Below are 12313 nucleotides of genomic sequence, written 5' to 3' on the forward strand. Positions count from 1 at the left end.
CCGAAATGAAAAAAAATACACTGTTCTTATTGTTCTTCTTGTGCTCAACCATCGTGGCAATGGCCGATAACAGTATGGCGGGCGTTCGCGGCCTCATCATGCGTCGCGTGCCGTGGTTGCAGGATAAAGTCGTGTTGGAACCTTTGCAGGCTGCCGATAAGACCGAGCTATTCACACTTTCTACCCGTGATGGCAAGTTGGTCATTCAGGCTTCGGGTGACAATGTGGCCTGCATGGCACTGAACTACTATCTTGAGAACTATTGTCATCGGTCAATGTCGCACATGGGCGACAACCTTAAACCCGTTCAAAGCCTGCCGGAAATCAAGGAACCACTGACCAAACACATCGAATTACCGCTGCGCTATGCACTCAATTACTGCACGTTTAACTACACGATGTCGTTCTATCAGTGGCAAGATTGGGAGCACGAACTCGACTGGATGGCCTTGCACGGCGTCAACTTGATGTTGATGCCCGTCGGAATGGAGAAGGTTTGGCAAAACACATTGCGCAAGTTTGGCTGCACAGACGCACAGATTCGCAACTTCATTCCGGGCCCTGGCTACACAGCTTGGTGGCTCATGGGCAACCTCGAAGGCTGGGGTGGGCCCGTGTCACAGGACTTTATCGACGCTCAGTCACGGCTTGGGCGACGCATTCTCGACCGTATGGCGACATTGGGTATACAACCTGTGCTCCAAGGATTTTATGGAATGGTGTCAAGAAGCATTCGCGATCGCTACCCGAATGCCGTGATGCCGCAAGGAATGTGGGGCTTTTTTGAGCGTCCCGACATTCTCAAACCCACCGAAAAGCTGTTTGATGAGATAGCCGATACATACTATCGGGAAATCAAAAAGCACTATGGAACAGGCTTTCATTACTTTGGTGGCGACCTGTTTCACGAGGGCGGACAGACCGGAACGCTCAATGTGGCCGACTGCGGGCTGGCGGTTCAGCAGGCCATGCAGCGCAACTTCCCTGGCAGTACGTGGGTGTTACAAGGCTGGAGTGGCAATCCCAACCCCCTATTATTGACCAAACTCGATCGTGAAAAGGTGTTGGTTGTCGACTTATTTGGCGAGAATGACGAGGCTTGGAACCGTACGAAAGCCTATCAAGGTACGCCATTTCTCTGGTGCATCGTGTCCAATTTCGGTGAGCAGTGCGGCATGTATGGCAAGCTGCAGCGCATTGCTTTGCAGATAGACAAGGTGCGAAAGAGTGATTATAAAGCCTATCTCAAAGGTGTGGGTATCATGCCCGAGGGCATCAACAACAATCCTGTGGTCTACGATATGGTACTGCATGCACCGCTGACCGACCGGAAAATCAATGTCGAAGCGTGGCTCAAGTCGTATATCACCTATCGTTATGGCTCCTATAATGCCGACATCTATGCCGCTTGGCTCATCTTTTTACAGACCATTTACGCCAGTGTTCCCGAGAAATATGGGCTTCCCGAGAGTGTATTCTGTGCCCGTCCGGGCGTCAAAGTGACGCAAACTTCTTCGTGGGGAGTCAGGGCCCGATACTACGATATGGACTTTTTCAAAGAGGGTGTAAGGCTTTTCTTGAAAGCAAAGACCAGTTTTGAAGACTCCGAAACCTATGCTTATGACATGTTCGACCTGCTGCGTCAAGTGCAATCAGACAAGGGAAACCGGGTCTACGACGACATGATTGCAGCCATCGATGCCAAGAATCCAAATCGGTTTGAGCAGACTTCCGACCGTTTTCTTCATGAGTTGCTGCGCCAAGATACGCTTCTGGCGCAAAGCAAAGGCTTCACCTTAGAGCGCTGGTTGGGGCAGGCAAGCCGCTTCGGAAAGACGGTTTACGATCGCGACCTCGCTTTGAAGAATGCCAAGATGCAGCTGACATTCTGGGGACCCGACTGGAATCCCACCACAACCGTGCATGATTATGCGGCCAAGGAATGGGCCGGTATGCTTCGAACGCTCTATTATGAGGAGTGGAAAATGTTCGTCGAGGCTTGGAAAAAGCGTGTCCGTGGCACGGAAACCATTGAGCCCGACTACTATGGTTACCAAATATCGTGGTGCAAAAAGCCTGTTGTTTATGACCCTCCACGACTCGATCGGGCGCAAATGGAGGCACTGATAGCCGAAATTCTGCGATAGAATGAACCGCAAATGAAACTAATTTCGTACATTTGTACATGAAAGTTGAAGTTGCCATGAACGATAAATTAAACTTAATTATAATTCTTATGAAACAGAAGATGCCCTTTAAGAGAAACCATTTCTTGAAATTATTGCTGTGTGCGGCCCTGTTCTTGCCACAGTATGTGTGTGCCCAATTCGATTGGCCTTACCATATAAAGGATGGAATTGTAAAGACCAAGGTCCCCGAAAGGGCTGCAGGACAGCAGCATGTACTTAACCTGAAGTGCGAAAAACTGCCCGTTGTGCGGGTCGCTTTCATTGGTCTTGGCATGCGGGGACAGATGAGTGTGGAGCGTTGGTTGCATCAGGAAGGCGTTCAGATTGTTGCCCTTTGCGACCATGAGCAGTCACGTGCCGACCAAGCCAACGAGAGATTGCGCAAGGCAGGCTTCCCTCCTGCGGCCGTTTATAGCGGAGCCGAGGGCTACAAAGAGGCGTGCAAGCGCAATGATGTCGACTTGGTTTTCATCGCAACCGATTGGGATCACCACTTCCCAACGGCTCAATTCGCCATGAACAACGGCAAACATGTGGCCATAGAAGTGCCTTCTGCGATGAACATGCGCGAGATTTGGGCACTCATCAACCTGTCGGAAACGACGCGAAAGCACTGCATGATGCTCGAAAACTGCTGTTATGACTTCTTCGAAATGAACACGCTCAGCATGGCACAAAAGGGACTTTTCGGCGAAATCGTCTATGCCATGGGGGCCTATCGCCACGACCTGACACCCTATTGGGACGAATATTGGAAAGGAGGCGCACCCAAACTCGGTTGGCGATTGGATTATAACATGAAATATCGCGGTGATGTTTACCCCACACATGGCCTCGGACCGGTCGCACAGCTGCTTAATCTGCATCGTGGCGACCGCATGAAGACGCTCATTGCCATGGATACGAAGAGCTTTAATGGCCGGAAACTCGCGTCAAAAGGCCTTGGTCAAGACGTAAAAGACTTCCGTAATGGCGACCAAACGGCCACACTTATCCGCACAGAGAAGGGGAAAGTGCTTGAAATCCACCATAACACCATGAACCCACAGCCCTATAATCGCATGTATCAGATAACGGGAACGGAAGGCTTTGCCAATAAATATCCGATTGAAGGTTATTGCCTGACAAAACCAGCCATGCAGCGCGCAGGGGTCAATCGCACGGGAAACTATGAAGAAGGTGAGGACTATATGTCGAAAACGGACATGGCTACGCTGGTCAATAAATATCGAAATCCGCTCATCACCAAGTACGAAAAGCGCGCAAAAGAGGTCGGCGGACATGGTGGAATGGACTATATCATGGACTCGCGACTCATCTATTGCCTGCAACATGGGCTGCCGCTCGACATCGATGTCTATGACTTGGCAGAATGGTGTTGCCTTGCCGAGCTCGGAAGCATCGCCATGGACAATGGCAATCTGCCTGTAGAAGTGCCCGATTTCACGCGGGGGCATTGGAACGAAGTGCAAGGGTTCGGTTATGCTTTCGCCTCTACCGAGGAGGAAAAAGCCCAAGATGAGGCCAATCATGCGTTCACCATGAAACTGAAAACCACCGCTGAGAAGCTCTGGAAAAAGTACGATAAGGCGCATGCAAAGCGGTGATATTCGCAAAGGATATCCTTGTTTGACTTGCATTTGCCTGTAAATTCAATTATCTTTGTCGTGGGGAAAGTCTGCAATGGCTTTCCCTTTCTTCGTTTTTCCGCGTTATAGCAAGCAAATCATAGCTTATTCGTATTCAAATGCCTCTTCCCTCTCTTTCTCTTCCTGCGGGGATAACGGAATAGTCGATAAGTAATGGGAAATATTTGCTGCTTGGTTTTAACTCACCTAATAAATCATAAGGGCAAACAAAAGATTTCTAAGGGACAAACCGCATCGCGGTTTCGTTGTTTATGCAGCAAATGTGATGCCCCACTACGCCGTCAGTAGCAACAAACCGTATCGCGGTTTCGTTGTTTACAGGGCAGGGTTGCCGAACGTAGTGAGGCTACCCTGTCTTCGGAATGCGCACGGAAGCAACGCCATCGGTGTTGCGTTGTCTTTATTGACACATGTTTTCATATGCCAAATGTCCCATGCAAACATTCAGATTGGAAGAAAACGCAACACCGATGGCGTTGCTTTCGCATCACTCGCCCTGTGACAGCGTTGGCATTGCATGCCAACACTGCCCTATAAACAACGAAACCGCGATGCGGTTTATGGGTTGTGTGCCATTAATTCTTCCCCCATTAATTTCTACTGAGGCGGGGATAACGTTTCAATATCACCCATTTCACCGTGCAATCTCACCCATATTAGCGCGCAATATGGCCCATATTGAACGGTAAAATGGCTGAGATTGCAACGCAAGATGTAAGTAATTGATTATCAATGGAGCCAACTCTTCGTTCCATTCGACTGCATGTAGGGGCCTTGGCTTTGAACTTTGAGCATTGAACATTGAACTTTAAGATTAGTCCTATTGTTAAGATGATTTGCTGACAAGAGGCATGTAGGGACGCACGGCCCGTGCGTCCGCTCCATCAACCATACGATTTGCTTTCAATTCCCTTGGGCGGACGCACGAACCGTGCGTCCCTACATGCTTCAAAACATGCAGCTCGTCCACACTTGTCAACTTGTTTACTCGCCAACTATGCTGGGCGGACGCACGAGCCGTGCGTCCCTACATGCCTCTTGCCTGCAAACTATCTTATCATTTGGCTAATCTTAAAGTTCAATGTTCAAAACTCAAACTTCAAAGTCAACAAATCTTAAAGTTCAATGTTCAAAACTCAAACTTCAAAGTCAACAAATCCTAAAGTTCAAACTTCAAAGTTCAAACTTCAAAGAAAGTTTGTTTGGTTGTAAAGTTTTTCTTATATTTGGAACCTTGAATCTGATGATTGGCCCGTTTAGGCCACCACTTTTGAACGAACTTAAGCATTGAAAGCATCGCATGAAGGATACATCGACGGGAGAAGATTACTTGATTTGGCAGCTCAAACGCGATTCCCGATGGGCATTCGACAGGCTTTACCACATGTATGCACGCCGGCTTTTCGCCTTTGCGCTTGAATATTGCCACCAAAGGGAGACCGTGGAGGAAATCGTTGAAGACACTTTTGTCTGGCTATGGAACCACCGGCATGACATCAGACAGGAGGAAACGCTGCTCAACCTCGTGTTCATCAGGGCACGCCATCTGCTGATCAACGCCTATAGGGCAACGCTCAACAGTCCCCGTTTCGAGGATTATGTGGACTATGCCAACCGCCTCGGCACCGCAGGACAAAGCACGCTGATGGAGTATGACGACTTTCTTCGCGTGCTTCGACAGGGACTTGACCGGCTTCCGCCTACGCAACGGCGCGTCATCGAGCTGGCGCGACTGGAGCAAAAGAGTATCAAAGAGATTGCAACACTACTGGATTTCAAAGAGCAAACGGTGCGGAATCAACTGTCGCTCGGCCTGAAACAACTGATGGTTTTCGTCAGACGGTTGGGCTATGGCATGCTTCCTGCACTGCTATTGATATTCTAATAATTCATAAAATAGCAGTATATTTTCGTTTTTTCCGTGTCTTTTCATGCATAGCATACATGAGGTTATGAACCATATCGAACAGAAATACAGACAAACAAGGCTGACAAAGGAAGAGTTGCAGCGCCTTCGAGCGCACGTGAACGACGCTTCTGACGAAACAATAGCAGCCGGAATGCAGGCCCATTGGCAGGAAGATATTGATGAATCGGGCGTTCCCGAAGAGGCAATAGCGGCCATTCGGCAAAGGTTGGACGCACAAATCGGGAGCCCGTCCGGGCTTCGCCACCGCGCATGGACGCTTATCCAGCGTGTCGCAGTGGTGTTGCTTCCCATCTGTCTGGGGGCATTAGGCTATGTGATTTACCAGCAACAGACGCCCTCAGACGGTCTTTTAACCATTCTGACCCACCAAGGCGAACAGGTGAGCGTGGTCTTTCCCGACAGCACGCAGACCCGAATGAACCAACGTTCTGTGCTGTCTTATCGGGCGCAGACTTTCATGAAGCAACGCGAGATAGCTTTTCAGGGCGAGGGTTTCTTCGATGTGCGCCACGATAGCACCCATCCTTTCGTGATTCATACGTCGGGTATGCGCGTGAAAGTGGTGGGAACGAAATTCAATCTCAGCAGTTATCCCGATTCACCGACAGCGACACTCTGCCTGTTTGAAGGCTCCGTGTGGCTTCATTCGGACAAAACGAAGGAGGAAATCCACCTGAAACCCAACCAAAAATGTACGCTTGACAAGGCCACGGGCCGCATCAAAGTGGTGCCGTTCAGCGAAGATGCCGCCTATTACACGGCTTGGCAGCGTCACGAAATCGTGTTCCGAAGCACGCCATTGACGCAGGTTGTGGAGGAAATCGGCCGTGTCTACGGGGAGAATATCCGCTTGCAGAACATCAATGGGGCCGACCGTTTCACGGGAACATTACCCTCATCGAACCTCAATCAATGCCTCGTCATTCTGTCCAAGCTCTACGATTGTAAGGTGAGGCGCACCGACCGGGCCATCGTTTTGGCAAAGGAAGCGGACGGAAAGCCGTCACAATAGATCGGAACTAGACTGCAATGGGACCGAGAGAATAAGTTTTTTAACACTTAAAATATTCCATTCATCAACGATGATGCGCTGTACTTCGGTTATTTTTTGTAATTTTGCAGCGATTTAATATAGCTTATTTTAAGGTAAACAAATGCAAGATATCAGAAACATTGCAGTAATTGCGCACGTAGACCACGGCAAAACGACGCTGGTTGACAAGATGATGCTCGCCGGAAAGCTCTTCCGTGAGGGACAGGATAACAGCGGGGAGGTGCTCGATTCCAATGATTTGGAGCGCGAACGTGGGATAACCATTCTTTCAAAAAACGTGTCTATCAATTGGAAAGGCACTAAGATTAACATATTAGATACACCGGGTCACTCGGATTTCGGGGGCGAAGTGGAGCGCGTTCTCAACATGGCTGACGGCTGTTTGCTGCTGGTCGATGCCTTTGAAGGGCCGATGCCGCAGACGCGTTTCGTGCTTCAAAAGGCCTTACAGTTAGGCTTGAAGCCGATGGTTGTGGTGAACAAAGTCGACAAACCCAACTGCCGGCCCGAAGAAGTCTACGAAATGGTGTTCGATTTAATGTGCGATTTGAATGCAACCGAGGAGCAATTAGACTTCCAAGTGGTCTATGGTTCGGCCAAAAATGGCTGGATGGCGGCCGATTGGAAAGCCCAAACTGACAACATAGATTACCTGCTTGACAAGATTGTTGAGGTCATTCCGGCCCCCAAACAGCTTGAGGGAACGCCGCAGATGCTGATTACTTCGCTCGATTACTCCAGCTATACGGGACGCATTGCCGTTGGACGTGTGCATCGGGGTGCGCTGAAAAGCGGGCAGAACATCACCATCTGCCATCGCGACGGCAGCATGGAAAAGACCAAGATCAAGGAACTTCGCACCTTCGAAGGCATGGGAAGCAAACCCACCGACACCGTTGGAAGCGGCGATATCTGCGCAGTCGTGGGGCTTGAAAAGTTTGAAATAGGCGACACTATCGCTGATTTTGAGAACCCGGAAGCCCTACCTCCGATTGCAGTTGACGAGCCAACGATGAGCATGCTCTTTACAATTAACGACTCACCTTTCTTTGGTCGCGAGGGAAAATTCTGCACTTCGCGTCACATCAACGACCGTTTGAACAAGGAACTTGAAAAGAACTTGGCCCTCAGGGTGCGCCCTTTTGAGGACTCAACCGATAAATGGATCGTCAGTGGACGAGGGGTTTTGCACCTCTCGGTGCTTGTTGAAACGATGCGACGTGAGGGATATGAGCTGCAAGTTGGGCAGCCTCAGGTGATTTATAAAGAGATAGAGGGCGTGAAATGTGAGCCGATTGAGGAGCTGACCATCAATGTTCCGCAGGACTATTCCAGCAAGATGGTCGACATGGTGACACGCCGTAAGGGTGAATTAACAGGTATGGACACCGAAGGAGACCGTGTGAATATCACCTTTGAAATACCATCTCGCGGCATCATCGGGCTGAGAACGAATGTCTTGACAGCCTCTCAAGGCGAAGCAATCATGGCCCATCGCTACAAAGACTACCAGCCCTTTAAAGGCGAAATCACCCGTCGTACCAACGGATCGCTGATAGTTATGGAGACAGGAACAGCCTATGCGTACTCCATTGACAAGCTCCAAGACCGCGGAAAGTTCTTCATCGACCCGGGAGAAGAGGTCTATGCAGGACAGGTTGTGGGCGAACATGTGCACGACAATGACCTCGTTATCAACGTCACCAAGGCCAAACAGCTCACCAATGTGCGTGCCAGTGGCTCGGACGAAAAGGCACGTGTGATCCCAAAGACCGTGATGAGCCTCGAGGAATGCCTTGAGTATATCAAGGAAGATGAGTATGTTGAAGTGACACCGAAGAGCATGCGAATGCGCAAAATACTGCTCGATCACTTGGAACGTAAGCGTGCCAACAAGGAATAAACCATTAAATCATAAGCATTATGACCGGATTATACATTTTCATTGCATTGATTGCGATTGCCCTTTTGGGCTGGGCTGTTGCCGAACTGAAGAACCGTTGCATCACTTTTGAGCACTCCGAAGCAGAGAAAGAAGAGGCCGAGCTGCTCTATAACGAGCAAAAAGAGCGAGAATTCAGGGAACAAAACCTCAAAGATCTCTTGGAACACAACAGCACCAAGGGCTATAAAGCCATCTGAAAAGGCCGAACTTGTGTGCAAAGCGCATTTATCTTGCTGAGCATGCACAATAATTTCCACTTGAAAGCGTTTCATAATTAAATCGTATGCTTATGAAACGCTTTTTCTTTTTGCCTCTTTTTTCGGCCTTCGTCTTGGCTGTTTCTGCACAAAGCAAGGTTGGAACACTCTCGTTTATACCGAAGGTTGGTGTCAATCTTTCCAACGTTTCGGGTAGCGATATCATGTTTGCTGTTCAGCAAAATGCCGTGAATGCGTCACCGAAATACAAGGCCGGATTTGCCGGAGGGGCTGAATTTGAGTATCAACTTCAGCCACAATACAGTCTCTCTTTGGGCGTGCTTTATTCGTTACAAGGCTGCCGTTACAAGGATATCAGCGATGCCATAGCAGGCAAAGCGGGGCAATATACGGGCTATTCCAACATGGCCATGAACCTTCATTACGTGCAGGTTCCGTTGCTATTCAGCGGATATGTGGCCCCGGGATTGGCCATTAAGGCCGGCTTGCAGGCTGGTTTTCTGTTGGAAGGAAAGACGAAATACGACGAAACAAAGTTTATTGTCAACCGAGATGGTGGCACCGTTTACGACACCCCCTTCCCTGTAAGTATTGATATCAAGCCTACTTTCCACACTTTTGACATGGCTATTCCCCTCGGAATCTCCTACGAATACGGGCATGTCGTGATGGATGCGCGTTACAATTTCCCCTTAACCAAGGCCGAAAAAGAGATAGGTTCCAAGAACAAATGCTTCACATTCTCCGTCGGATACAAGTTTGAAATCTTAAGATAATACTTTTATTGCCATGAAAAAAATATTGAATAGGATAGGTATTCTTGTCCTTTTATCCGGTTTGATGGCCTGCGAAAAACCCGTCATCGACACAAAACCGTCGCACAAGAAAGGCTATGAAGTCCGTTTCCACATAGGCGATATTGCACAAAAATATGCAAACGGCAAGGCAAGGGCAGTGGTTGGCGTAGGCGAAGTGTGCTCATGTATCAACGCAGCTGTCTATAATCACGGTACCAAAGTAACCGGTATCAATCAGAAAAAGGGTGAAGAAGGCTTCGGAAACCTAAAGGTCAACCTTCCCGAAGGAGAATATTCATTGGTGATAGTGGCCCATAGTGGCATGAAGAATGCCTCGACAGCCCATGCGGATAAAATCAGTTTCAGCGGTAAAATCACGGATACCTTTCTTTATAATGGCACGTTCACGGTCACCGAAGACATGCAATTGGGCGTCACTTTGAGGCGTTGTGTGGCCAAAGTGGAGTTTAATTTCGACAAAGCAATCCCCGAAAAGGTCACTCACCTTCGCTTTAACTACACCGGAGGCAGCAGCTCTTTAGATGCCATACAAGGCTTCGGCTGTGTCAATTCGCGCCAAACCGAGGTGCTGAATGTGCCCGAAGAGGCGCATCGCGGACCTTCTTCGTATGGCATTTTCACCTTTCCGAAGGCGCAAGAAGGCACATTGAAGGTAAAACTAACAGCCTTAGATGCCAGTAACAACGTTGTTGCTGAACACACATTTAATGACGTTCGGATTGTCATGAACGGCATCAACCGCATTAATGGCCTCTATTTCACGAAGCCATCTGAGCCTGAAGCGCGCGGCATCAACATCAAAGTGGACGATTCGTGGGCTACGATTTTCGATTCAAACCTTTGAGATTGCCTCGCCGCATGCGGCTTATTCCTTGGCAGGATAGTTCAGATTGGCTTCCGAAACATGCTCCAAAACCTCGTGAAGATACTTTGCTGACTCATAACGTGCCATCGGCAGGTCGTGAAGCAGATAGTTTCCGCAGTCCATCGGAGCTGCCCCGGGAATTTCCCCACGGTATTCTGCCACGAAACGGAATGTGCGTTGCATCAGTTCCACAATGTCTTTGCTCTCCAAATCGCCCCGAAGAATGAGGTAATTTCCCGTGAGGCAACCCATCGGTCCCCAGTAAATCACGCGGTCTTTCCACTCATCATCGTTGCGAAGATAGGTGGCCGCGAGGTGCTCGATGGTGTGAATGGCACCGTTGTGGAGCACGGGTTCGCGGTTAGGTTCCTTCATTCTGATGTCAAAAGTGGTGACAGTTTCGCCGCCAACCGTGTCCTTTCGGCTCACATAAATGCCGCGGAGCAGTTGCTCATGATTGATGGTAAAGCTCGGAATCTTATTCATATCGTTGACTTTTTACTTGTTAATTGCTTCTATGAATTGTCGGGTAACCTCGAAACTTCCCTCTGCCAGCCGGTCCCAAAAGTCGAAATACATCTGTGCTTTGTGGTCTTTCAGAGGCACATCGCTGATGATTCGGAAGCTGACGAAGGGCACATTGAAGAGGTGGCACACCTGTGCAATACTGCAACTCTCCATGTCCACGGCCATTGCTTCGGGGAAATGGGCCATGATTTCCTGCATTTTCTCGCGCGAATCTACAAACCATTCGCCGCTCACCGTCAGGCCTTTGTGGATTCGAATGCCCTCAACATGGAGTTTCAAAGCCTTTTCCACAAGGTCAATCGGCGCCTCATAACGGGCCGGCATGCCCATGATTTGCCCGTATTGACAGTTGTCTCCGCAATAAGCATCATGGTATGCGCACGCACTGGCCACCACGACATCGCCCACATCGACCGTTTCTGCACCGCCGGCACAGCCGGTCGAGACGATAAGGTCAGGCTGGTGGCGTGCTATCATCTGCGTGGTTCCCACCGCAGCATTGACTTTTCCGATGCCGCATTGCTGTAAAACGATGTCCTCATTGCCCCGAAACACCTTTTCAAGTTGCGCGAACTCCTTGTCCATCGCAACGATAATTCCAATCTTCATTCTTGTTTCTCTTTGCTTGCAAAGGTAATAAAAAAGCGGAAAATGGCAACGTAGCGTGTCAATTTATCTGTTTTTAGGAGTAAATAGACTTGTAAATGGCCAGCCTTTTGGTTCACCCACATTTTCGGCTCAGTCCTATTGGCGTGTAAAATGGCTGGGATTGCGTGGTAATATGGGCCATATTACGCGGTGAAATGGCTGAGATTACCGTGCAAAATGGCTGAGATTGAAATGCAAGGTGCAAGTCGTTGATTATCAGCATTTCCAATACTCCGGTCCGTTTGAATGTATGTAGGGACACATGGTTCGTGCGTCCGCTCAAACACTCCTGTATATAGCCCTTCAATTCAACTCGAACGGACGCACGAACCGTGCGTCCCTACATACCTATCATGGCTTCATTAATGTGTAAGATGGTTGAGAGGACGAGCCGTGCAAACGCATGTAGGGACGCACGGCCCGTGCGTCCGCTCAAACACTCCTGTATATAGCCCTTCAATCCCCCTTG

At 49.2% G+C, this 12313-nt stretch carries 10 protein-coding genes; 8 read left to right on the forward strand and 2 right to left on the reverse strand.

Annotated features, from left to right (window positions below; all coding sequences use genetic code 11):
• Nucleotides 1-5 precede the first annotated feature (5 nt).
• The 8 genes from HMPREF9944_RS07945 (at nucleotide 6) to HMPREF9944_RS07985 (ending at nucleotide 10647) form a co-directional block, all read left to right on the forward strand.
• Nucleotides 6-2147, forward strand: coding sequence for an alpha-N-acetylglucosaminidase (locus HMPREF9944_RS07945; RefSeq protein ID WP_008565625.1), 2142 nt, complete (start codon nucleotides 6-8; stop codon nucleotides 2145-2147).
• Nucleotides 2148-2236: 89 nt separating this feature from the next.
• On the forward strand, nucleotides 2237-3796 hold the full coding sequence (locus HMPREF9944_RS07950) for a Gfo/Idh/MocA family protein (protein WP_155814641.1): 1560 nt from the start codon (nucleotides 2237-2239) through the stop codon (nucleotides 3794-3796).
• 1342 nt (nucleotides 3797-5138) lie between these two features.
• On the forward strand, nucleotides 5139-5723 hold the full coding sequence (locus HMPREF9944_RS07960) for a sigma-70 family RNA polymerase sigma factor (RefSeq protein ID WP_008565627.1): 585 nt from the start codon (nucleotides 5139-5141) through the stop codon (nucleotides 5721-5723).
• Between the two features lie 67 nt (nucleotides 5724-5790).
• The gene (locus HMPREF9944_RS07965; protein WP_155814642.1) at nucleotides 5791-6780 is read left to right on the forward strand and encodes a FecR family protein; all 990 of its coding nucleotides are present in this window, start codon (nucleotides 5791-5793) and stop codon (nucleotides 6778-6780) included.
• 142 nt (nucleotides 6781-6922) lie between these two features.
• Nucleotides 6923-8725 carry a translational GTPase TypA gene (typA, locus tag HMPREF9944_RS07970; RefSeq protein WP_008565629.1) on the forward strand — a complete coding sequence of 601 codons (1803 nt, stop codon included), beginning with the start codon at nucleotides 6923-6925 and terminating at the stop codon, nucleotides 8723-8725.
• 20 nt (nucleotides 8726-8745) lie between these two features.
• Nucleotides 8746-8964: a hypothetical protein gene (locus tag HMPREF9944_RS07975; protein WP_008565630.1), complete on the forward strand. Its 219-nt coding sequence runs from the start codon at nucleotides 8746-8748 to the stop codon at nucleotides 8962-8964.
• Nucleotides 8965-9056: 92 nt separating this feature from the next.
• Nucleotides 9057-9761 carry a porin family protein gene (locus HMPREF9944_RS07980; RefSeq protein ID WP_008565631.1) on the forward strand — a complete coding sequence of 235 codons (705 nt, stop codon included), beginning with the start codon at nucleotides 9057-9059 and terminating at the stop codon, nucleotides 9759-9761.
• 13 nt (nucleotides 9762-9774) lie between these two features.
• A complete protein-coding gene (locus HMPREF9944_RS07985) occupies nucleotides 9775-10647 on the forward strand; it encodes a FimB/Mfa2 family fimbrial subunit (RefSeq protein ID WP_008565632.1) in 873 nt (290 codons plus the stop codon).
• Between the two features lie 21 nt (nucleotides 10648-10668).
• On the opposite strand, the gene HMPREF9944_RS07990 is transcribed toward HMPREF9944_RS07985, so the two are convergent.
• Together HMPREF9944_RS07990 and mtnN are read right to left on the reverse strand one after the other, a co-directional pair.
• The gene (locus HMPREF9944_RS07990) at nucleotides 10669-11154 is read right to left on the reverse strand and encodes an S-ribosylhomocysteine lyase (RefSeq protein WP_008565634.1); all 486 of its coding nucleotides are present in this window, start codon (nucleotides 11152-11154) and stop codon (nucleotides 10669-10671) included.
• A 12-nt stretch (nucleotides 11155-11166) separates the two neighbouring features.
• Nucleotides 11167-11805, reverse strand: a complete 639-nt coding sequence (gene mtnN / locus HMPREF9944_RS07995) for a 5'-methylthioadenosine/S-adenosylhomocysteine nucleosidase (protein ID WP_008565635.1) — start codon at nucleotides 11803-11805, stop codon at nucleotides 11167-11169.
• Nucleotides 11806-12313: the final 508 nt, after the last annotated feature.

The organism is Segatella maculosa OT 289, from assembly GCF_000243015.1.
Taxonomy (GTDB): domain Bacteria; phylum Bacteroidota; class Bacteroidia; order Bacteroidales; family Bacteroidaceae; genus Prevotella; species Prevotella maculosa.